Consider the following 22,464-nt stretch of genomic DNA (forward strand, 5'->3'; position numbering starts at 1 on the left):
GTATGCAGCAAATGACCCCCCATGCATCGACGTGACCTCCTGATCGCCCTGGCCGCACTGGCGGCCGCCCCGCTCGGCCTGGCGGGGTGCTCGTTCGGCGGGCCGCTGGCGTTCGGTATCCACCCCTGGCCGGGGTACGAGCCGCTCTACCTTGCCCGGGCCTTCGGCTGGCTGTCGGACGCGGTGGCGCTGCACGAGGATCACAACATCGGGGGCTCACTGGCCGGGCTGCGCCGCGGCGAGCTCGACGGCGCCGCCCTGACCCTGGACGAGGTGCTCAAGGCGCGTGCGGAGGGGCTTCCGCTGACGGTGGTCGCGGTGTGCGACGACTCGGTGGGGGCCGACATGGTGCTGGCCCGGCCTGGCATCGCGACGCCGCGGGCGCTCGCCGGCGGACGCATCGCCGTGGAGCAGACGGCCGTGGGCAACCTGATGCTGTCGCAGTTCCTCGCCGCCGCCGGGCTGCGCCGCGACGAGCTCCGGGTGGTCGATCTGGCCCCCAACGTGCAGCTGGCCGCCTGGCGGGCGGGGAAGATCGAGGCCGCCATCACCTACGAGCCCACCGCCAGCCGGCTGCTGCGCGAGGGCGCGGTGCGCCTCTTCGACAGCAGCCGGTTCCCGGACGTCATCCTCGACGTCCTGGCGGTGCGCCAGGATCGCCTGCGCTGGCGCACGGGGGCCGTGAGCGCGCTGGTGGCGGGCCACTTCCGCGGGCTCGACCACCTGCGGGTCAGCCCCCAGGACGCCATGCGCCGCATCGGCGCCTGGCGCGGGCTCAGCCTCGGGGAGGTGCGCGCCTCCTACGCCGGGCTGGAGCTGCCGGGGCCCGCTGGCAACCTGGACTATTTCGGCCCGCAAGGCGACCTGGCAAGGGCGGCGCGGCTGCTAAACGACGTCATGGTGGCCAACGGCCAGCTGGCGCGGCCGGACGGCCTGGAGGCGCTCTCCAACCCGCGCTACCTGCCCGACATCGGTGAGCGCTCATGAGCCTCGGTCGCCGCCTGCTGCTCGTCGCGATGACGCTGCTGCCCGGCCCGCTGCTGGCGGAGGAGACGCTCACTCTGGGCGTCTTCGCCTATCGGCCCGAGGCGGTGATGGAGGCGCGCTATCGCCCGCTGGCCGACTACCTCGGCGAGCGGCTGCCGGATCACCGCGTCGAGCTCGAGGTGATGAGCCTGGACGAGATCGAGGAGGCGATCTCCCATCGCCGCCTCGACCTGTTGATGACCAACCCCAGCCACTACCTCGAGATCCGCAGCCGCAACAGCCTGACCGGGGCGCTCGCGACCGTCATCAATGCCCAGCACGGACAGGCCGTCAGTAGCCTGGGGGGCACCATGATCAAGGCGGCGGGCAACGCGGCGATCCAGGAGCTCGACGATCTCGCGGGGCGGCGCATCGCCATGCCGGGCAGGCGCTTCCTGGGAGGCTACCAGACCCACGCCCTGGAGCTGATGGATGCCGGCATTGATCCGCGCCGCGACATCGAACCGATGATCGCCGGCAGCCACGATGCCGTGGTGGCGGCGGTGCTGGCGGGCGAGGCGGAGGCCGGCTTCGTGCGCACCGGCATCCTCGAGGGGCTGATCGCCGAGGGAGAGCTCGCTCCGGGGCAGCTGGAGGTGATCAACCCCCAGCGGCTGGCGAGCTTTCCCTTCGCCGTCTCCACGCGGCTCTATCCCGAGTGGCCCTTCGTCGTGATGCCCCAGTTGGTGCCGGAGACGGTACGCCGGATCGCCGTGGCGCTCTTCACCCTCGAGCCCGAGCACCCCGCCGCCCGGGCGGCCATGATCGCCGGCTTCGCCCCGCCACAGGACTACCTGCCCGTGGAGAACCTGGCGCGCCGCCTGCGTCTGCCGCCCTTCGACGCCGTGCCCGACTTCACCTGGCACGACATCTGGCAGCGCTATGCCGGCTTCCTGCTCGGTCTCGCGGCCGCCGGCGCGCTGGTCGCGGCGCTGCTGGCGCTGCTGGCTCGCCGCAACCGGCAGCTTCGCCAGCAGCGGGAGCGCCTGAGTCTGCTCGCTGGCGTCTTCACCCACTCCCACGAGGGGGTGATGATCACCGCGCCCGACGGGGAGCTGCTGGAGGTCAACGATGCCTTCAGCCAGATCACCGGCTACCCCCGCGGCGAGGCGGTGGGGCGCAACGCCAGCCTCCTCGGCGCCGGCCGGCATCCCCAGGCCTTCTACGCGGACTTCTGGCAGCAGCTCAAGCGCACCGGCCACTGGGACGGCGAGGTCTGGAATCGTCGCAAGAACGGCGAGGTCTATCCCCAGCGGCTCACCATCAGCGCCGTCACCGACGGCGCGGGGGAGGTGCAGCGCTACGTCGGCCTGCTCTCCGACATCACCCAGCTCAAGGCGCACCAGCGCGCCCTGACCCACGCCGCCCAGCACGATGCCCTCACCGGCCTGCCCAATCGCGCCCTGCTCGCCGACCGGCTGCGCGTGGCGATGGCCCAGGCCGATCGCAGCGGTCAGCGTCTGGCCGTGGTCTTTATAGACCTGGACGGCTTCAAGGCGGTCAACGACACCCACGGCCACGACATGGGCGATCGCCTGCTGGTGGCGCTGGCCGAGCGCATGCAGGGCGAGTTGCGTGCCAGCGACACCCTGGCCCGGCTGGGCGGCGACGAGTTCGTGGTCGTGCTGCTGGACCTGGCGAGCGACGAGGAGGGCGAGCGGGTGATCGACCGGCTGCTGGCGGCCACCGCCGCGCCCGTGGAGGTCGCGGGGCGCCGGCTCCAGGTCTCCGCCAGCCTCGGCGTGGCCTACTACGATGCGGCCGAAGGCGGCGATGAGGACCAGCTGCTGCGCCATGCCGACCAGGCCATGTACCGGGCCAAGGAGGCCGGCAAGCACTGCTATCGGGTGTATGAAGCGCCCTGCCAAGTGTAAATCGCGCGGCCTCCGACCTTTGGCGTTTGACGCTCAGTAGTTGATCCGTTGTTGACTAAATAAAGTTGTGTAGAATTAGCGACAGTCCAAAAGGAGCTTGAACCTACCGTGCGGACGGGCAGATCGGTCCATCGACGGTGGGATCTCCAGCATGCAGTCAACGATTATCGGGAGCCGCCGACCCCTCGATAGGCAAAAAAACAAGGTCGGCAATCTGGAAACAAGGGAACTGAACACATGAAATACGCAACCGTCTCTGCGGCCGCGCTGGCCGGCAGCCTGATGCTCCTGGGCGCGACCACCGCCTCCGCCGCCAGCCAGAGCAACATCAATCCCTGGAAGGAGTGCGGCATCGGCGCCGGCATCTTCGATGACAACGGCACCGCCGCCGCGCTTTCCAACATTATCTGGGACTCCGGTACCACCGCCGTGACGTCCGCGACGCTGTCTCCCGAGACCTGCAGCGGTAGGCAGGTCGAGGTCGCCCAGTTCGTCGATCAGACCTATGACCAGCTGGCCATGGAGACGGCCATGGGCGAGGGCGAACATCTCACCGCCGCCCTCGGGCTGATGGACTGCAGCGCCGAGGCCCGCCCGAGCGTGGTCAGCCAATTGCGCGCCGACCTGCAGGAGGCCAGCGCCACCGCCGGGTATGCTGATCAGGCGCACGCCGACAAGGCCTTCCAGTATTACGACAGCCTGAACCAGGCGGCCGCCGACTGCGCCGCCAGCTAAGGGGCTCCTGGGGCCGGGGATCTCCCCGGCCCCGCTGCTCTTCCCGCGAGCCTTTCCCGATTCCTGCAAGGACACTCCCCATGCGACGCCTGCTGGTGACGCTGTCGGCCCTGCTGTGCCTGTCATCAGGCGCTAGCCAGGCCGCCGACGTCGCGCTATCCGATCACCCGCAATGGCGGTCGCTGCTGCACTTCGATCGAGACGGTGCTTTTAGCGAGCCGCGCAGCGCGGTGCTGGACGACGACTTCTTCCTGGCCGAGAACGGTCAGCTCGATCCCGTCGCCGAGCTCGCGGCGACCCTGAGGGCGCTGCGGGCGTCTCCCGTGCCGGGGCAGGCGCATGCGCGCTGTCGCTTCCCGGCCCGTGCCATGTGGCTCGAGCGCATGACCGGGGAGACCTGGCCCGAGGCCGGCTGCCCGGAATGGAAAGCCTGGCGGGAGGAGCATGCCGGGGCCGAGGTGGGCCTGGTGTTCGCCTCGGGCTACCTGGGCAACCCCGCCTCCTTCTTCGGCCACCTGATGCTGCACCTGGACAAGACCGGCCGGGAGCAGGGCATGACGCCGTCACGGTTGCTGGACACCAGCCTGAACTTCGGCGCCGATGTGCCCGACGAGGACGGCCTGGTGCCCTACATGGCCAAGGGACTGTTCGGCGGCTACGAGGCCGAGTACTCCCGCGCGCCCTTCTATCGCAACACGGCGCTCTACTCCGAGCGCGAGATGCGCGACCTCTGGCAGTATCGACTCGCGCTGCCCGAGGCCGAACGCGAGCTGCTGGTGGCGCACCTCTTCGAGGTGATCGGCCAGGATTTCGATTACCTCTTTCTCACCCAGAACTGCGCCTCGCGCATCGCCCGCACCCTGGAACTGGTGGTGGATGCCGACCTGACCCCGAGTGGTGCCCCCTGGGTGGCGCCGGAGACCTTGGTGCGCGCCATCGGGGACGCCGAGGTGGCAGGGCGGCCGCTGCTCGAGGAGGTCCGGCACGTGCCGTCGCGCCGGCTGCAGACCGAGTGGCGCTATCGGGCACTCGCCAGGCCGGAGCAGGCCGCCGCCACGGCGGTGTGGTCAAGCGTGGATGAGCTCGACATGGAGGCCGAGGCGTTCCGCCGCCTTGCTCCCGGCCGTCGCGCCGCGGTGCTGGATACGCTGCTGGGACACGCGGCCTTTCTCAAGCAGACCGGCGAAGTGCCTAACCTGGCGGAGCAAGAGCGCCGGCTGCTGCAGGCGCGCCTGGCCCTGCCGGCGGGCAGCGAGTCCCTGAAGTCCGCAGACCCGGTGCCGTTGCACGAGGCGACGCCGCCGGCGCTGGTGCGCCTGGAGGGCATCGACAACGAGACGCTCGGCGCGGCGGCGCGCCTGATCCTGCGCCCCCTGCAGTACGATCTCCTGGACGGCAACGCCACCCGCATGCCCGATGCCGCCCTCGAGGTCGGACGCCTCGAGGTCGACCTCGACGACGAGGGGGCGCGGCTTAATCGCCTCGAGCTGTTTCGGGTGACCAACCTGCATGCCAGCAGCGTGCCCCTGCCGACCCTGGCCGGCGTGTCCTGGCACGCCTCCGGCGGCATCGCGCGTGCCCGCCTGGACTGCGATGACTGCCTGGAAGGGCATGTCACCCTGCTGGCCGGTCGGTCCTGGCGGCGGGGCCGCCACTTGCCCTTCGCCCTGCTGGGCGGACAGCTGCGCAGCGAGCGCCACCAGGCCGGCCCCTTGGCGCCGATGGTGCGGCTGGGGCTGCTCAGCGATTGGACTCCCCGTCAGCGCAGTCTGATGCAGGTCACCCAGGCCGATGGCCTGAAGGGCGAGGCGGGCCGGCTCACGCGCTGGCGGTTCCAGCATCGGCTGGCGCTTGGCAAGGAGCTGGATCTGCGCACGGGGGTAGAGGCCGACGATACGGCCCACGAGGTGAGTCTCGGGCTCTCCTGGTATTTCTGATGAAAGGCGGCTCAACCCTCTGAACGAGCGTGTCTGGGGTAGTATCTCGTGTTGAGCATTTCAGTGCCGCCTCAAGTCTCGGGCGCATGGGCCGATAGGTCGCTGCGGGGCAGCGAGTCGCGGCCGGAGTCTCGCGATAAGAGTGCGCTCCGCAACCAGAACCGTCACGGGAGAGAGGGCAGGAGCATGAGAGCCAAGGGGTTATGGATCGTGGGCTTGAAGCCCCTGGTGGCGCTAACACTGCTGCTGAGCCTGACCGGCTGCGCCATGCTGGCGCCGGCGCCGCCGGACAACCAGTCGAACGTCTGCGAGATCTTCCGCGAGCAGCCGGACTGGTACGACTATGCCCGGGCCTCCGAGCAGAAGTGGGGCACGCCCATCGCCACCCAGATGGCCTTCATCCAGCGGGAGTCCAGCTTTCGCAGCCACGTGAAGCCGCCGCGCACGAAGCTGCTCGGCTTCATCCCCTGGACCCGGCCTTCGTCGGCCTACGGCTACGCCCAGGCCCAGGACCCCGTGTGGGGCGAGTACGAGGCGGACGCCGGGCGGCCGTTCGCGCGGCGCACCCACATGAAGCACGCGACGGACTTCATCGGCTGGTACAACGCCCGCACCCGGCGCATGACCGGCGTATCCCTCAATAACCCCCGCCACCTCTACCTCGCCTACCACGAGGGGCAGGGCGGCTACCGCCGCGGATCCTGGCGGGGAAAGCCCGGCGTTCGGCGTGCGGCCGGTCAGGTCGCGCGCACGGCTGCCCGCTATCGCAGTCAGCTGGCCGCCTGCGAGGCGGAGTTCCGCTGCGACGGGCTGCTCGAGATCTGGCCCTTCTGCCGCTGACGCCGACAACGGTTGTCTCCGCGGCGGCCCGGGCCTAAGGTTGGCGCCTTTCTGCCATCCGCCACTGAAGCGTTCGGAGAGGATCCCATGATCGACGAGCACCGCGGGCCAGGCCGCCACGACGCCCTGTTGCGTCCCCTGCCGGCGGATGACGACGCCAGCGGCTGGATGATCAGCTACGTCGACATCATGACCCTGCTGGTGGCCCTGCTGGTGCTGATCATCACCCTGGGCGAGCTGGGCGCCGGGGCCGATCCCTCGAAGGCCAACGAGCGCGATGCCCCCGCCGCACCGTCGACGCGCGAACTCGGCGTGCCGCTCCCCGAGCCGCTGCGGCGCGTGATGGCCAGTCGCGAGGCGCCGGCCGCCGCGCCCGGGGCCCTCTCGCCCCGTGCCGTCTCGGCCGCCCTCGGGGTGGCCGGACTGCCGGTGGCGCGTCCCGCGCCGCCCCCCGCGTTGCTGGCGCAGCCGGACAGCGTCGCGACATCGGACGAGACGCGGGAGGCATCCCCTGTCGACGGGCCACAGTGGCTGATGTCGGCCGGCGTCGACCTCTCCCGGCCGCTTACCGACTACCTGGTGGTGCTTGCCGACGCGCCGCCGCTGGGCGTCGAGGCGGTCGATGCGGCCGCCGTCGAGGGCGCGCGGGCGGTGAGCGAGGCGCTCGAGGAGGCGCCGTATCTCGCCGATCTGGACGGCATGGAGGTGTCGCGGATCCCCGAGGGTGTGCGGCTGCGGGTCGAGGATCGCCTGCTGTTTCCGACCGCGGAGGCCGAGCTGACCGAGGAGGGACGCGCCCTGGTGGCGTCGCGGCTCGCCGAGATGGTGCGGCGCCATCCGGGAGAGGTAGCGGTGGAGGGGCACTCCGACAGCCGGGCGATCCGCACCGAGCGCTTCCCCTCCAACTGGGCGCTCTCCAGCGCCCGGGCCATCGCCATCGTCGAGGCGCTGGTGGCGGCCGGCGTCGATCCGACGCGGCTCCGCGCCGTGGGCCTGGCCGACACGCGCCCCCTGGCCGGCAATGCCACCGCCGAGGGGCGCGCCCGCAACCGCCGGGTGGAGGTCGTGATCCAGGCGCGCTGATCGGGTCGCCGAGGGGACTCAAGGCGCGCGCAGATCTCCGTCCCGTCGCAGCGAGAGGCCGCGGCTCGCCAGCACCCGCTCGCTGCCATTAGGAGTGATAGAGTAGTGGCGACCCCCGCAAGTGCGAGTAACCGACGACGCCCATGCCCAGTATCGACGTGGTGATCGAACTCTCCCATGAGGCCTGCCTCGCGCACTATGCGGGGCAGGTGGCCCAGGTGCAGACGCGCAGCCTGGATGGGCGCCGGGTGGTGTTTCCCGCCGAGGCGCTGCGGCGCGTGGTGACTCGCGACGGCGTACACGGTCGCTTCCGGCTGACCTTCACCGAGGCGGGCCGCTTCTGCGCGATTCGCCGTCTCGGGGCGACCTGAGCCGGCGTCCATGCGGGTTGGAGAGGGAGCCGGATGACGAGCATACTGGGCGATGTTTGGCTACGATACCGCGATGATGCCCGACGCTCGTCGGGCGACGCGGGGGCAGGGAGGCGCCCTCGCCGATCGGGTGGGGTGGCCACCGGTCGATACCTCGTGCAGGGAGCACACTGCCATGCCCTTCAAGAGCCGTGACATTGCCTTCGATAGCTGGCTGCTGATGGTCTCGGCGGCCTTCGTGTTGATGGGCCTGATCGGGGTGGTGCAGGGGTGGCGCACGTCGGCGCCGACCCTGCTGGTGCCGGATGCCGCCCTGGCCACCCTGCTGGGGGGCGGCGGCCTGCTCGCCACGGTGCAGCAGTGGCGGGGCGTGCGCCTGGCCTCGGGTGTCGCGCTGCTGGGCCTGATGCTCTATACCCTCGCGCACAATGCCCTGCTCGGGGGGAATCAGGTGGGCGTCTCCTGGTTGTCGGGCGGCACGCGCGTCTCCACCGGGTCGGCCGTGTTGATGACGATGGCGGCGCTCTGCCTCGCGGGAGGGCTTGCACGGCCCGTGTTGCGCTGGCCATGGCGGCTGGTGGGGCTACTGTTGATGGGCTATGGGCTCCTGGTGCTGGCCGTGGGGCCGCTCTCTCCCACCGGTGCCTGGGGGTTACAGGCCCTGACCGCCTCGCCCTGGGTGGTGGCGCCTTTCGCGTTGCTTTACGGCGTCGCCATGCTGACGATCGCCGCCAGGCCAGGCGCGCTGTCCCTCCAGCTGGGACGCACGGCGATCCTGGCCGGCCTGGCCGGCGTCCTGGTCAGCTGCCTGACCTGGTTCCTGCTCAGCGGCCAGCAGCAGCAGCGGGTTCACCAGCAGGCGGAACACGTGCTCGACAACGTGCGCCTCAATGCCGACCAGCTGATGCACTCCCACCTGCAGCAGATGCAGCGCATGGCCGAGCGTCTGGATGGGGCGGCCGAGCAGCGTGAGACCGCCGCGGCGATTCGCGATGCGGCCCACTATCTGCGTGACATTCCCAGCCTCGAGGTCGTCGGCCTGCTGGAGGCAGGCCATGACTGGCACTGGCAGCAGGCGCGCAGCGATGAGGCACGGCGCCGGCTGGCGCGCTGGATGCAGACCCCGCGGGTCGACGACTGGCTGGGCCTGCCCTTTCCCGATCCTCGCATGATGGTGCCCGACCAGGCCGCACCCGGCATGGCGCTGCTGGCGATCGCCCTGCCGCGTTGGGAGCAGCAGCTGGTGGCCGTGCTCGACATGGCGACCCTCCTGGATCTCGGGCTGCGCGTCCAGCTGGGCGACCTGCAGCTACGCCTCGCCCGGGATGGCGAGCCGCTCGCCGTCCTGACCGCGCCGGGCCGGGTCGCCGGCCAGGCGGCCGACGCGCCGGTCCTCGCGGACCGCCACATCGGACTTCCCGGAGGCACGATGCTCAGCCCCTCCGTGCAAGCCGGCCCCGGGGTGAGCGGGCTTCACGCCAGGGTGGTGCCTGCCGCCGTGGCCCTGGGCGGGTTGACGCTCAGCTATCTGCTGGTCTTCAGCCTGGGCCTGGTCCGGCTGGTGATGGGGCGCTCCCGGGACCTGGTGGCGGCGCGGGAACAGCTCGAGCAGCAGCAGGCCATCCAGTCGATGATCGTCGAGGAGGCACCGCTCGACCGCACGCTCGAGGCGACCTGCGAGATGCTCGAGGCCCAGCTGCAGGGCGGCCTCTGCTCGATCATGCAGGCCGACGACCAGGGCCGCGAGCTGCGCCTGGTCGCGGGACGGCGCCTCTCGGCACCCTACCGGCAGGCGATCGCCTCGGTGACCATCGGTCCGGATATCGGCGCCTGCGGCAGCGCCGCCCATCGCCGTGAGCTGGTGGTCTGTCGGGATCTCGCCAGCGATCCTCGCTGGACAGGGTTGCATCACCTGGTCGAGCGCGAAGGGCTCCGGGCCTGCTGGTCCTACCCGGTGCTCTCCCGTGATGGCCGGCTGCTGGGGACCTTCGCCACCTACTATCGGCGACCGTCGGTGCCGGACGATCAGGAGCTCGAGCGCATCGTCCAGGCCGCGGACCTGGTCGCCCTGGCCATGGAGCGCGCCCAGGATCGCCGCGCCCTGTGGGAGAGCGAGCAGCGCTACCGGTCGCTCTTCACCTACAACCCGGATGCGGTGTTCTCCCTGGACCTGCAGGGGCATTTCGTGACCGCCAACGACCACTGTGCCGTCCTGACCGGCCACTCCGCCGAGGCGCTCCGGGGCAGGCACTTCGCCGAGTTCCTGCGGGCGGAGGACCTCGCCGCGGTGCAGCAGAAGTTCGAGCGTACGGGGAATGGTGAGCCCTGCCGCTATGACCTGCCGGTGCCGCACCGCGACGGCACCCTGCATTGGCTGGACCTCACCACCCTGCCGGTGGTGGTGGAGGAGCGCATCATCGGGGTCTACGGCATCGCCAAGGACGTGACGCGAGAGCGGGAGTACGGAACACGGCTGCGGATCCTGGAGCGCAGCGTGGAGGCCAGCGTCAACGGGGTGCTGATCGCCGATGCCGGCGTGGCCGGCCTGCCGATCATCTATGCCAACGACGCCTTCCAGCGCATGACGGGCTATGCCCGGGAGGAGGTCATGGGACGCAACCCGCGCTTCCTGCAGGGCAGCGAGACCGACCCGGCGGCGGTCCAGACGCTGCGTCGCGAGCTGGCGCAGCATCGTGAGGTGCATGTCACCCTGTGCAACTACCGCAAGGACGGCACGCCGTTCTGGAACGATCTCCATATCTCCCCGGTGCGCGACGAGCGGGGGACGGTCACCCACTATGTCGGCATCCAGCATGACATCTCGGAGCAGAAGGCCTACGAGGCCCACCTGACCTATCACGCCGGCCACGATGCCCTGACGGGGCTGGCCAACCGCAGCCTGCTCGAGGACCGCCTGGTGCACGACCTCGAGCTGGCGAGGCGCCAGGGCAAGCGGCTGGCGGTGCTCTTCCTCGATCTCGACGAGTTCAAGCCGATCAACGACAGCCTCGGTCACGCCGTCGGTGACGAGCTGCTGCGCGGGGTCGCGCGGCGCCTCTCGGCGGCGATGCGGCCGGGCGATACCCTGGCGCGCCTGGGGGGCGACGAGTTCGTGGTGCTGCTGCCGGATCTGCATGACCCCGCCGAGGCGGGGCAGGTGGCCGAACGGCTGCTGACCATCGTGAGCCGGCCGTACCGGGTCGGTGAACACGAGCTGTCGCTGTCGTGCAGTATCGGCATCGCCGTGAGCGGTGCCGAGCTGGCTCAGCCGCTCGAGCTCATCCAGCAGGCCGACATGGCCATGTATCGAGCCAAGCAGCAGGGGCGCAACGCCTGCCAGTGGTTCTCGTCCGAGATCGTCCACCGGATCGGCGATCGCGTGGCGCTCCGCAACGAGCTGCAGGAGGCGATCGAGGCGCACGCCTTCGAGCTCCACTATCAGCCCCTGATCGATCGTGCGGGGCGTGCCGCGGGCGTGGAGGCCCTGCTGCGCTGGCCCCATCCCACGCGAGGCTATGTCTCGCCCGCCCAGTTCATCCCCCTGGCCGAGGAGACCGGGCTGATCATCCCGATCAGCGAGTGGGTGCTGGCCAGGGCCTGCGAGGACCTGCGCCAGCTCGACCGGGCCGGGCTCGGCAGCCTCAACGTCGCGGTCAACCTCTCGCCGCTGCAGTTCCAGCGCGCGAGCTTCCTCGCCAACCTGCGCGAGACCCTGGCGGTCACCGGGCTGCCGGCGCCCCAGCTGTCGCTGGAGCTGACCGAGGGCATCCTGATGGATGACACCGAGGGCGCCATCGAGACCCTGCACGCCCTGAGGGCGATGGGCGTGGGGGTCGCCATCGATGACTTCGGCACCGGCTTCTCCAGCCTCAGCTACCTCAAGACCCTGCCCATCGACCGGGTCAAGATCGACCGCAGCTTCGTCAGGGAGGCCACCAGCCGGGCGGAGGACGCCGCCATCATCCAGGGCATCATCTCCATGGCCCACCATCTCGGACTCAAGGTGGTCGCCGAGGGGATCGAGCACGAGCCGCAGCATCGCCTGCTGCTGGCCCACGGCTGCGACCTCTTCCAGGGCAACCATTTCGCTCGGCCCATGCCCCTCGAGTCGCTCCTCGACTTTCTTGCCGAGCACCGCTCGCTGTCGGTCGATGACTAGCCGGATACCCGTGCGCCATCCCGAGCGTTTACTCAGTGTCGTCCCGCGCCACCGGGGACCTTAGGCAAGCCGCGCCATGGCGCCTACGCTTAAGTGATGGCTTTCGACAATGGCGACGGTCGCGCGGGTCGCATGAGGGCCCCGTGTCGCGTCGCTGCGGCAGGAGAATCGATGTGAATGATGCAATGAGAGGCCTGGACGGCAGCGAGCGGGTTCCCGAGAGCGAGCTGCGCTCGCGCATCCGCGCCCACTACGACGTCGACGAGGCGGAGGTGCTGCGCGGGCTGGTCGAGCGCATCGCGCTCTCGGAGGAGGAGCGCCAGCGGGTCGCCGAGGCCGGCGCCAACTACGTGGCGCGGGTGCGCAAGGAGACCTCGCCGTCGATGATGGAGTCGTTCCTCGCCGAGTACGGGCTCTCCACCGCCGAGGGCGTCGGCCTGATGTGCCTGGCCGAGGCGCTGTTGCGGGTGCCCGACGCCGAGACCATCGACGACCTGATCCACGACAAGATCGAGCCGTCCGACTGGGGCGCGCACCTCGGCAAGTCGTCCTCGTCGATGGTCAACGCCTCGACCTGGGCGCTGATGCTGACCGGCAATGTGCTGGAAAAGGATCCCAAGGGCCCGGTGCGCGCACTGCGCGGCCTGGTGCGGCGCATGGGCGAGCCGGTGGTGCGCACCGCGGTGGGCCAGTCGATGAAGATCCTCGGCCGCCAGTTCGTGCTCGGCCAGACCATCGAAGAGGGCATGAAGAATGCCCGCGAGCTCGAGAAGCAGGGCTACACCTACTCCTACGACATGCTGGGCGAGGCGGCGCGCACCGACGACGACGCCCTGCGCTACCACGATGCCTACGCCACGGCGATCCGCGCCATCGCCAAGCAGGCCAAGGGCGACGTGCGCGGCAGCCCCGGCATCTCGGTGAAGCTCTCGGCGCTGCACCCGCGCTACGAGACCACCCACCGCGACACCGTGATGAGGGTCCTGGTGCCGCGCGCCCAGGAGCTGGTGAAGCAGGCGGCCAAGGCCAACATCGGCTTCAACATCGACGCCGAGGAGCAGGATCGTCTGGATCTCTCGCTGGACGTCATCGAGGCGCTGCTCTCCGATCCGGACCTCGACGGCTGGGACGGCTTCGGGGTGGTGGTGCAGGCCTACGGGCGCCGCGCCGCGCCGGTGATCGAGGCCCTCCACGAGATGGCCGAGCGCTACGACCGCAGGATCATGGTGCGCCTGGTCAAGGGCGCCTACTGGGACACCGAGATCAAGCTGGCCCAGGAGATGGGCGTCGAGACCTTCCCGGTGTTCACCCGCAAGGTCAACACCGACGTCAGCTACATGGCCTGCGCACGCATGCTGCTGGAGCGACGCGATCGCATCTACCCGCAGTTCGCGACCCACAACGCCCACACCTGTGCCGCCATCATCGCCATGGCCGGCGATGACAAGGAGAGCTACGAGTTCCAGCGCCTGCACGGCATGGGCGAGTCGCTGCACCACATCGTCCGGCAGGCGGAGGGCACCCATTGCCGCATCTACGCGCCGGTCGGCGCCCACCGCGACCTGCTGGCCTACCTGGTGCGTCGCCTGCTGGAGAACGGCGCCAACTCCTCCTTCGTCAACCAGGTGGTGGACGACTCGATTCCGCCGAGCGAGGTCTCCAAGGATCCGGTGGCCGAGCTCGAGCGCCTGGGTGACGCCATCGCCAGCCCCTCGATCCGCCAGCCCGGCGAGCTGTTTGCCCCGGAGCGCCAGAACTCCCGGGGCTATCGGATCAACGAGCCGGCCTCGATCCTGCCGCTGATCTCCGCCCGGGAGGCCTTCGCCGACGCCACCTGGACGGCCGGGCCGATGCTCGCCGGGAGCCCGGCGCCCCAGGGCAAGGCGCGCGATGCGCGCTCTCCCGCCGACACCTCCCGGGTGGTCGGCCAGGTGCATGAGGCGACCCGGGAGGAGGTGGCGGCCGCGCTGGACGCCGCCGAGGACGGCTTCCAGGCGTGGTCGGCGCTGCCGGTGGCCGAGCGCGCCGAGGTGCTGCGTCGCACCGCGGACCTCTATGAAGAGCACATCGCCGAGCTGACCGTGATCGCCACCCGCGAGGCCGGCAAGATGATCTTCGACGGCATCGCCGAGGTGCGCGAGGCGGTGGACTTCCTGCGCTACTACGCCAACGAGAGCGAGCGCCTCGAGGCCGAGGAGCCCGGCAGCGCCCGGGGCATCTTCGTCTGCATCAGCCCCTGGAACTTCCCGCTGGCCATCTTCACCGGCCAGATCGCCGCCGCGCTCGGGGCCGGCAACGCGGTGCTCGCCAAGCCCGCCGAGCAGACGCCGCTGATCGCCGCCCGGGCCGTCGAACTGATGCGCGAGGCCGGCCTGCCCGAGGCGGCGCTGCAGCTGCTGCCCGGCGACGGGCCGACGGTGGGCGGCCCCCTGACCAGCGATCCGCGCATCGCCGGGGTCTGCTTCACCGGCTCCACCGAGGTGGCGCAGATCATCCACAAGGCGCTGACCCAGAACGCCGGGCCGGACGCGGTGCTGATCGCCGAGACCGGCGGGCTCAACGCCATGATCGTGGACTCCAGCGCGCTGACCGAGCAGGCGGTTCGCGACATCCTGATCTCCTCCTTCCAGTCGGCCGGCCAGCGCTGCTCGGCGCTGCGCATGCTCTACGTCCAGGAGGAGGCCCGGGAGCGGCTGTTGACCATGCTCGACGGGGCCATGGACGCGCTGGTGATCGGCGATCCCTGGAACACCGATACCGACGTCTCGCCGGTGATCGACGCCGAGGCCCAGGCCGATATCACCGCCTACGTGGAGGCCCAGCGCAAGGCCGGCAAGCTCTTGAAGACCCTGCCGGCGCCGGACGTCGGTACCTTCGTCACCCCGGCGGTGGTCGAGGTCGGCGGCATCGAGGATCTGGAGCGCGAGGTCTTCGGGCCGGTGCTGCACGTGGCCACCTTCAAGGCGCGGGAGCTCGACGAGGTGGTCGACGCGATCAACGCCAAGGGCTACGGCCTGACCTTCGGCCTGCATACCCGCATCGACGATCGCGTGCAGCAGATCGTCGAGCGGATCCACGTCGGCAACGTCTACGTCAACCGCAACCAGATCGGCGCCATCGTCGGCTCCCAGCCCTTCGGCGGCGAGGGGCTCTCGGGCACCGGGCCCAAGGCCGGCGGGCCGCTCTACGTCACCCGCTTCCGCCGCACCGCCGAGGTCGAGCATCACGAGGCGCCCGGCGGCGAGGTGGTGGCGCTCGGCGAGCTGCAGTCCGCCCTCGACGGGCTCGATCCGCGCAACTGGGCGGCGCGGCCCGACCGGGTCGAGGTGCTGCGTCGGGCGCTCTCCGGCCAGCGCGGGGTGATCCGCAAGGCGCTGGCCGAGGCCGCGTCCCTGGACATGACGCCCCAGACCCTGCCGGGGCCGACCGGGGAGAGCAACCGGCTGGCGATGTACCCCAAGGGGCCGGTGCTCTGCCTCGGGCCGACGCTGGAGATCGCCGTCGCCCAGGCGGTGCAGGCGCTGGGAACCGGCTGCCCGGCGCTGATCGTCGCGCCGGGGGCGGCCGAGGCCGTCAAGCCGCTCGAGCGGGCCGGGGCGCCGGTCGCCGGGCGCGACGGCCGGGTCGAGGCCGAGACCCTCACCGCCCTCGAGGGCATCGTGGCGGTGGCCGCCGCCGGCAGCAGCGACTGGACCCGCGAGCTGCGCCTGGCGCTCGCCGAGCGCGACGGGCCCATCGTGCCGCTGGAGACCCAGACCATCGCGCCGGAGCGCTACGCGGTGGAGCGCCACCTCTGCATCGACACCACCGCCGCCGGCGGCAACGCCAGCCTGCTGGCCACCGCCGAGTAGGGGCGTCGCCCGACCGATCCGGTCGGGTAAAAAGTTGAGGAAGGAAGCCAAAGGGCCTGCGACGTCGTCGCAGGCCCTTTTTTGTCGGCCGCTGCTCAGCCCTTGTGGGAGCGATCGGTTCGACGCCTCGACTCGCACCGCGATGGGCGTCGTCAGACGCCTGGCCAACGGCACCTGCCTACCGAAGGCTTATCACCCCGCCGCCGCTGCGCGGCGGATCGCCGTGCAAGCACGACTCCCACGATTTGCGCCGTCAGCCGCGCTTGAGCCTGAGCACCTCGGCCACGTCCTGGTTGCCTTGATAGCGTGTGAAGGCGGGCTCCCGCTGGTCGGCGCCGTACATCGCCATCCGGTCGGCCAGCTCGTTGCCCTCCACCCCGGCGTGGCCCTTGACGTGGGCGATGGCGACCTTCGCCTTGAGCCGCTCGTAGAGCGCATGGGTCGGCTGGATGATCTCCGGGTTCTTGATCGCCTGGCCGTCGGCCTTCTTCCAGCCGCGCCGCTTCCAGCCGCCGGCCCACTTGGTGATGGCGTTGATGGTGTAGGTGGAGTCGCAGTGGATGCGCACCGAGGCGCCCCGGGCGATCTCCTGCTCGGCGACCCTCAGCGCCTGGTGGAAGGCGTTCAGCTCGGCGGTGTTGTTGGTGCCCCGGGGGTTGTGCAGCCCGTACCAGAGCTCGGCGAGGACCCCGTCGCGGTAGACCACCATGCCCGAGCCGGCATCGCCGGGGTTGGGCTCGCAGGCGCCGTCGCAGTAGATCTCGATGTCGTAGCGCTGGGCCGGCGCGTCCTGGGCCGGCGTCGCTCGGGGGCGGCGTGCGGCCGCGGGTTTGGTGCCGGTTGCGGGCTTGGGCCTGCGCGCGGGGGCGGCGCCGCCCGGTCCCTTGGCGAAGGCGGCCTCGGCCTCCTCGCGGGAGGGGAAGGACTTGTAGCGGGCCTTGGGATAGCCCTTCACCTGGCGACTGCACTCGTCCCAGGTGCTGAAGATGCCGGTCTCTCGTCCGACCCAGACGACATAGGACTTGGGGCCTTTCCTTGCTGCCATGCGGCGCTCCGTGGTGGTGTGGCTCGATGTCGGGAGTGGCTGGGCCGCCCGCGCTGTGCGGGAGCGTCGCTTGCCCTCGCGACCCCGTCCATTCTACGGGAGGGCGCCTGAGCTGCCGAGTCGGGGGGCCGATCCGCCGCGGAGAGGGTGTCTCTCGACGAAAATGTCGTTTTATGTATATTTATGGTCGCTTTACGTCGAGTCAGGCGGGCGTGATGTCCCCACACTGTGGCCATTCCCAGCCCAGAACCCTGGAGGTCGACCATGAACCGCAACGTCATCCTGACCTGCGCCGTCACCGGCGCCGGCGACACCGCCGGCAAGAACCCCAACGTGCCGGTCACGCCGCAGCAGATCGCCGACAACTGCATCGAGGCCGCCCGCGCCGGCGCCAGCGTCGCCCACATCCACGTGCGCGACCCCGAGACCGGCGGCATCAGCCACTCCACCGAGCACTTCCGCGAGGTGATGGAGCGCGTGCGCGAGGCCGACGTCGACATCGTCATGAACATCACCGCTGGCGGCGGCGGCGACTGGATCCCGGACGCCGAGGACCCGACCCGCGGCGGCCCGGGCACCGACATCCAGACCCCGGCCGAGCGCCACGCGCCGGTGGGCGAGCTGCTGCCCGAGCTCTGTACCCTGGACTGCGGCAGCCTCAATTTCGGCGACATGGTCTACGTCAACACCGCCGACTGGCTGCGCGAGCACGCCCGACTGGTGCAGGCCGCCGGCGTCAAGCCCGAGCTCGAGTGCTTCGACCTGGGCCACGTCTGGTTCGCCCGCCAGCTGCAGCAGGAAGGCCTGCTCGACGGCGACCCGCTGTTCCAGCTCTGCCTGGGCATCCCGTGGGGCGCCGAGGCCGACCCCGAGACCATGCTGGCGATGCGCAACAAGCTGCCGGAGAACGCCAACTGGGCCGCCTTCGGCATCGGTCGCCACCAGATGCCGATGGTCGCCCAGGCGATGCTGCTCGGCGGCCACGCCCGGGTCGGCCTGGAGGACAACCTCTATCTGAGCAAGGGCGTGATGGCCACCAACGGCGGCCTGGTCGAGAAGGCCGGCACCATCATCGAGAACCTCGGCGGTCGCATCATGACCCCGGCCGAGACCCGCGCGCACCTCAAGCTGCGCGACCCGAACACGGGCAAGGTCATGGGAGGTGAGGCATGAGCCAGCAGCTGACCGTCATCGGCACCGGCGTCATCGGTAACGGCTGGATCGCCCGGGCCCTGGCCCGCGGCTGGGACGTGGTCGCCTTCGACCCGGCCGAAGGCGCCGAGGCGCGTACCCGCGCCTTCGTCGACAACGCCTGGGGCTCGCTTACGAAGCTGGGCCTGGCCGAGGGCGCGAGCCCCGAGCGGCTGCGCTTCGTCGCCAGCATGGAGCAGGCCGTCGAGGGCGCCGATCTGATCCAGGAGAACGTCCCCGAGCGCCTCGAGCTCAAGCGCGAGATCCTCGCCGCCCTGGACGCCGCGGCCGCACCGGGCACGATCATCGGCTCCTCCACCTCGGGCTTCAAGCCGACGGACCTGCAGCGTGACTGCACCGCGGCCCCGGGCCGGGTGATCGTCGCCCACCCCTTCAACCCGGTCTACCTGCTGCCGCTGGTCGAGCTGGTCGGCGGCGAGGCCACCGAGGCCGCGCACACCGAGGCCGCCCAGGCGCTCTACCAGGACCTGGCCATGCGCCCGCTGGTGGTGCGTCGCGAGATCGAGGGCCATATCGCCGACCGCCTGATGGAGGCGCTGTGGCGCGAGGCGCTGCACCTGGTCAACGACGGTGTGGCCACCACCGAGGAGATCGATGCCGCCGTGGTCTACGGCTGCGGCCTGCGCTGGTCGCTGATGGGCACCTTCCTGACCTTCCACCTGGCCGGCGGCGAGCAGGGCATGCGCCACATGCTCGAGCAGTTCGGCCCGGCCCTGAAGCTGCCCTGGACCAAGCTCGAGGCCCCGGAGCTCACCGATGAGCTGATCGACAAGGTGGTCGAAGGCTGCGAGTATCAGGCCGCCGACCGCCCGGTTGCCGAGCTCGATCGTCGCCGCGACGACTTCCTGGTCGAGCTCCTCGACCTGGTGCAGAAGTACTGGCCCGAGGCCGAGGGCCTGGAGGGGCGCATCTGATGGCGCTGATGGAGATCCGCGTCGCCCCGGAGTGGGTCGACTATAACGGCCACATGAATGACGCCGAGTACGCGCGAGTGTTCTCGCTGGGCGTGGAGGCGCTGATGGACGCCATCGGTCTCGACGAGGCCGGTCGGGCCCGCCATGGCTACACCCTCTATACCCTGGAGACGCACCTCTGCTATCGGCGCGAGGCCCACGAGGGGCAGCCGCTATCGGTCGAGGTGACGGTGCTGGCGCGTGACGCCAAGCGCCTGCATGTCTTCTTCACGCTGCACGACAGCGAGGGGTCGCTGCTGGCCACCAGCGAGCAGATGCTGATGGGCATCGACAGCGACGCCGGCCGCCCGGCGCCCTTCCCGGAGGCCGTGGCCAGCGTCATCGAGACGCTGCCCGCCGCCGCCGAGGGCGACTGGCCGGAACTCGCCGGCCGCCGCATCGGGCTGCCCGCCAGGCGCTGAGCGTCTTCGGCCCTTACGCCAAGAACATGGACGCCAGGAAGAAAAAACGAGGTACCGCCCGGTCGACGCCGGGCGGCCAACGGGATCGCCGGCCCGAGGCCCGGCTCAAGAGGACGACGTTATCGCTACTTCAACTCCCCCCACCCCGCCGACACGACGGACCAGCCATGAGGTCGAGACCTCCACCGACTACATGGTCACCGAGCTCTCCCAGGAGGGCTTCTTCAGCGGCATGCACAAGGGCATGACCATCACCGCCGCGCTGCTGGTGCTGGGTTTCGTGCTGTTCACCGGCGTGATGCCCGACCTGGCCAGCGGCCTGTTCGGCACCACGCGTGCCTGGATCGAGACCACCTTCAGCGGCTACTACCTGATCACCGTGATGCTGCTACTGGTGGTCTGCGCCTACATCGTGCTCAGCCGCCATGGCAGTGTGCGCCTGGGACCCGATGACAGCCGGCCCGACTTCAGCAACTTCGCCTGGTTCTCGATGCTGTTCTCCGCCGGCATCGGCATCGGCATCCTGTTCTTCGGCGTCGCCGAACCGATCTTCTACTTCGACAATACCGGCGCCTTCGGCTATCCCAACAACCCCCATGCCGACATGGCCGGCGCCGCCGCCATGAACCACGAGCGCGCCATCGACGCCCTGCGGGTCTCGGTCTTCCACTGGGGGCTGCACGGCTGGGCGATCTACGTGATCGTCGGCATGTCGCTGGCCTACTTCGCCTACCGCAAGGGCCTGCCCCTGGCGCTGCGCTCGGCGCTCTACCCGTTCATCGGCGAGCGTATCTTCGGCCCCATCGGCCACGCCGTGGACATCCTCGGCGTGCTCGGCTGCGTGTTCGGTGTCGCCACCTCGCTCGGGCTCGGCGTCAGCCAGATGGCCGTGGGCCTGGACCGCCTGGTCGGCCTCGACCCGGGGCTCAACACTCAGCTGGTGCTGATCGGCGTGATCTCCCTGGTGTCGGTGCTCTCGGCAGTCTCGGGGGTCCAACGAGGCATCAAGATCATCTCCGAGATGAACATCTGGATCTCGGTGGCCGTGGTCGGCACCTTCCTGATCGGTGGTCCCACCCTGTGGCTGGTGACGACCTTCGGCGAGACCGTGCTGGACTATGCCCTCAACTTCATCCCCATGGGCCTGTGGTTCGCCGACGATGACGGCACGGCCCAGTGGCAGCAGGGCTGGACCATCTTCTACTGGGGCTGGTGGCTCGCCTGGGCGCCGTTCGTTGGCATCTTCATCGCCCGCATCTCCCGCGGTCGCACCCTGCGCGAGTTCGTGCTCGGCGTGCTGCTGGTGCCGACCCTGATCATCTTCGTGTGGCTGGTGATCTTCGGCGGCAACGCCCTGCACCAGGAACTGACCGCCGCGGGCGGCCCGGGCAGCGGCGGCATCACCGAGCTGGTCAACGCCTGGAACCTGCCGGCCGCGCTGTTCGCCACCGCCGACGGCATCGCCGGCACCGGTACCTTCGGCTGGGTGCTGTCGGCACTGATGGTGTTCCTGCTGATGAGCTGGTTCGTGACCTCCTCGGACTCCGGCACCCTGGTGCTGACCACCATCCTGTCGCTGGGCAACGAGGACCCGCCCCGGCGCTTCCGGGTCTTCTGGGGCTCGTCGATCGGCCTGGTGGCGGCCGTGCTGCTGGTGGCCGGTGGCCTCAAGGCGCTGCAGACCGCCTTGATCGCCGCGGCGCTGCCGCTCAGCATGGTGATCCTGGTGATGACCGCCGGCGTGCTGGTCTCGCTGCTGCGCGAGTCGCGACGTCGCCTCGGCGCGACCCAGCGCCAGTAACGGCGCGCCGCGCGAGCGCGCGACGCGAGGAAGGCGGCCGAGATCCCCCGGGGGATCTCGGCCGCTTTCGTTGGGATGTCCCTCCGTCTACCATCGTCTCGATCCCGCTTCCCAGGTGCTCCATGCGACTGACGCCCCCCGCCTCCTCCCCGGAGCGTCTCGGTTTCCTGCTGCTGCCGCGCTTCGCCATGGTGGCTTTCTTCTCGGCCATCGAGCCGCTGCGCATCGCCAACCGCATCAGCGGGCAGACGCTCTTCCGCTGGGACGTGATCAGCCGCGACGGCGGGCCAGTGGAGGCCTCCAACGGCATGACCCTGGCCGCCGACGCGAGCCTCGGGAACGCGCCGCTGGCGCCGAGCCTGGCGGTTTGCGCGAGTTTCGCCCCCGAGGCCGCCATCGACGCGGCGCTGCTCGACTGGCTGCGCGAACGGGCCGCCCAGGGCGTCACCCTGGGCGGCATGGACACCGGCTGCTTCGTGCTGGCCGCCGCCCGGCTGCTCGCCGACCAGACGGTGACCCTGCACTGGGAGAGCCTGCCCGAGTTTCGCGCGCGCTTCCCCGCGGTCGAGGCGGTGGAGTCGGTCTTCGAGGTCACCTCGACCGGCTTCTCCTGCGCCGGTGGCAGCGCGGCCATCGACATGAGCCTCGACTTGATCCGCCGGCGCCACGGCGACGACCTGGCCGACCGGGTCCGCGAGCAGCTCGTCCACCACCAGGGCCGCCAGCCGGCGAGTCGCCAGCGCGGCGTACCTGGCCAGGGCCTCGACCCGCGGATCCATCGCGCCATCGTGCTGATGGAGGACCACCTGGAGGCGCCGCTCGGCATCCGCGCGCTGGCCGACGAGCTGGGGCTCGGCTGGCGCCGCCTGGAGCGCCTCTTCGAGCGGGAACTGGGCTGCTCGCCCCAGCGCTTCTACGTGGAGCGCCGCCTGGCCCACGCCCACCGGCTGCTGCGCGAGACGCGCCACCCGATCACCCAGATCGCCCTGGCCAGCGGCTTCGCCTCCGCCTCGAGCTTCACCCGCGCCTTCCGCCGCCACCACGGCGTGACGCCGAGCCAGCTGCGCCGCGGCCCCGATCCGGCCTGATTGTCGAATCGTGCACAGTGGGTGTCGAATCGGGTCGCATCGCGTCCCGCGTCGGCTGTCATCCTGT

15 protein-coding genes are annotated in these 22,464 nt (G+C 70.4%); 14 read left to right on the forward strand and 1 reads right to left on the reverse strand.

The features are described 5' to 3' along the window. Positions 1–21 precede the first annotated feature (21 nt). The 9 genes from FIU83_RS00655 to putA all read left to right on the forward strand — a co-directional run bounded on the left by FIU83_RS00655 (position 22) and on the right by putA (position 15,876). Positions 22–987 (forward strand): ABC transporter substrate-binding protein, encoded by a 966-nt coding sequence (locus tag FIU83_RS00655; protein WP_152482283.1) that lies wholly within the window; start codon positions 22–24, stop codon positions 985–987. Then, positions 984–2,900, forward strand: a complete 1,917-nt coding sequence (locus FIU83_RS00660; RefSeq protein WP_216645046.1) for a diguanylate cyclase — start codon at positions 984–986, stop codon at positions 2,898–2,900. The genes FIU83_RS00655 and FIU83_RS00660 overlap by 4 nt, the downstream gene beginning before the upstream one ends. 237 nt (positions 2,901–3,137) lie before the next feature. Next, a complete protein-coding gene (locus tag FIU83_RS00665; protein WP_152482284.1) occupies positions 3,138–3,635 on the forward strand; it encodes a DUF3015 family protein in 498 nt (165 codons plus the stop codon). Between the two features lie 80 nt (positions 3,636–3,715). Further along, positions 3,716–5,572: a DUF4105 domain-containing protein gene (locus FIU83_RS00670; protein WP_152482285.1), complete on the forward strand. Its 1,857-nt coding sequence runs from the start codon at positions 3,716–3,718 to the stop codon at positions 5,570–5,572. Positions 5,573–5,758: 186 nt separating this feature from the next. Beyond that, the gene (locus FIU83_RS00675; protein WP_216645047.1) at positions 5,759–6,412 is read left to right on the forward strand and encodes a lysozyme-like domain containing protein; all 654 of its coding nucleotides are present in this window, start codon (positions 5,759–5,761) and stop codon (positions 6,410–6,412) included. Between the two features lie 87 nt (positions 6,413–6,499). Continuing rightward, the gene (locus tag FIU83_RS00680) at positions 6,500–7,495 is read left to right on the forward strand and encodes an OmpA family protein (protein WP_152482287.1); all 996 of its coding nucleotides are present in this window, start codon (positions 6,500–6,502) and stop codon (positions 7,493–7,495) included. A gap of 143 nt (positions 7,496–7,638) precedes the next feature. Further along, complete coding sequence (locus tag FIU83_RS00685) at positions 7,639–7,866, forward strand: DUF2835 domain-containing protein (protein ID WP_152482288.1); 228 nt, start codon at positions 7,639–7,641, stop codon at positions 7,864–7,866. Positions 7,867–8,041: 175 nt separating this feature from the next. After that, a complete protein-coding gene (locus tag FIU83_RS17590) occupies positions 8,042–12,025 on the forward strand; it encodes an EAL domain-containing protein (RefSeq protein ID WP_253939510.1) in 3,984 nt (1,327 codons plus the stop codon). A gap of 185 nt (positions 12,026–12,210) precedes the next feature. Then, complete coding sequence (gene putA, locus FIU83_RS00695) at positions 12,211–15,876, forward strand: bifunctional proline dehydrogenase/L-glutamate gamma-semialdehyde dehydrogenase PutA (protein WP_152485195.1); 3,666 nt, start codon at positions 12,211–12,213, stop codon at positions 15,874–15,876. Between the two features lie 253 nt (positions 15,877–16,129). Here the strand turns inward: putA and FIU83_RS00700 are convergent, their stop codons facing one another. Then, positions 16,130–16,921, reverse strand: coding sequence for a ribonuclease H family protein (locus FIU83_RS00700; protein WP_152482289.1), 792 nt, complete (start codon positions 16,919–16,921; stop codon positions 16,130–16,132). Between the two features lie 264 nt (positions 16,922–17,185). Here FIU83_RS00700 and FIU83_RS00705 point away from each other — a divergent pair, with 264 nt between their 5' ends. From FIU83_RS00705 to FIU83_RS00725, 5 genes are all read left to right on the forward strand, one after another. After that, positions 17,186–18,094: a 3-keto-5-aminohexanoate cleavage protein gene (locus FIU83_RS00705; protein ID WP_152482290.1), complete on the forward strand. Its 909-nt coding sequence runs from the start codon at positions 17,186–17,188 to the stop codon at positions 18,092–18,094. Further along, the gene (locus tag FIU83_RS00710; protein WP_152482291.1) at positions 18,091–19,047 is read left to right on the forward strand and encodes an L-carnitine dehydrogenase; all 957 of its coding nucleotides are present in this window, start codon (positions 18,091–18,093) and stop codon (positions 19,045–19,047) included. Before FIU83_RS00705 ends, FIU83_RS00710 begins: the two co-directional genes overlap by 4 nt. Next, the gene (locus FIU83_RS00715) at positions 19,047–19,508 is read left to right on the forward strand and encodes a thioesterase family protein (protein WP_152482292.1); all 462 of its coding nucleotides are present in this window, start codon (positions 19,047–19,049) and stop codon (positions 19,506–19,508) included. Before FIU83_RS00710 ends, FIU83_RS00715 begins: the two co-directional genes overlap by 1 nt. Positions 19,509–19,701: 193 nt before the next feature. Beyond that, positions 19,702–21,309, forward strand: a complete 1,608-nt coding sequence (locus FIU83_RS00720) for a BCCT family transporter (protein ID WP_152482293.1) — start codon at positions 19,702–19,704, stop codon at positions 21,307–21,309. Positions 21,310–21,431: 122 nt separating this feature from the next. Then, on the forward strand, positions 21,432–22,397 hold the full coding sequence (locus FIU83_RS00725) for a GlxA family transcriptional regulator (RefSeq protein ID WP_152482294.1): 966 nt from the start codon (positions 21,432–21,434) through the stop codon (positions 22,395–22,397). Positions 22,398–22,464: the final 67 nt, after the last annotated feature.

The organism is Halomonas sp. THAF5a (assembly GCF_009363755.1).
GTDB lineage: Bacteria > Pseudomonadota > Gammaproteobacteria > Pseudomonadales > Halomonadaceae > Halomonas.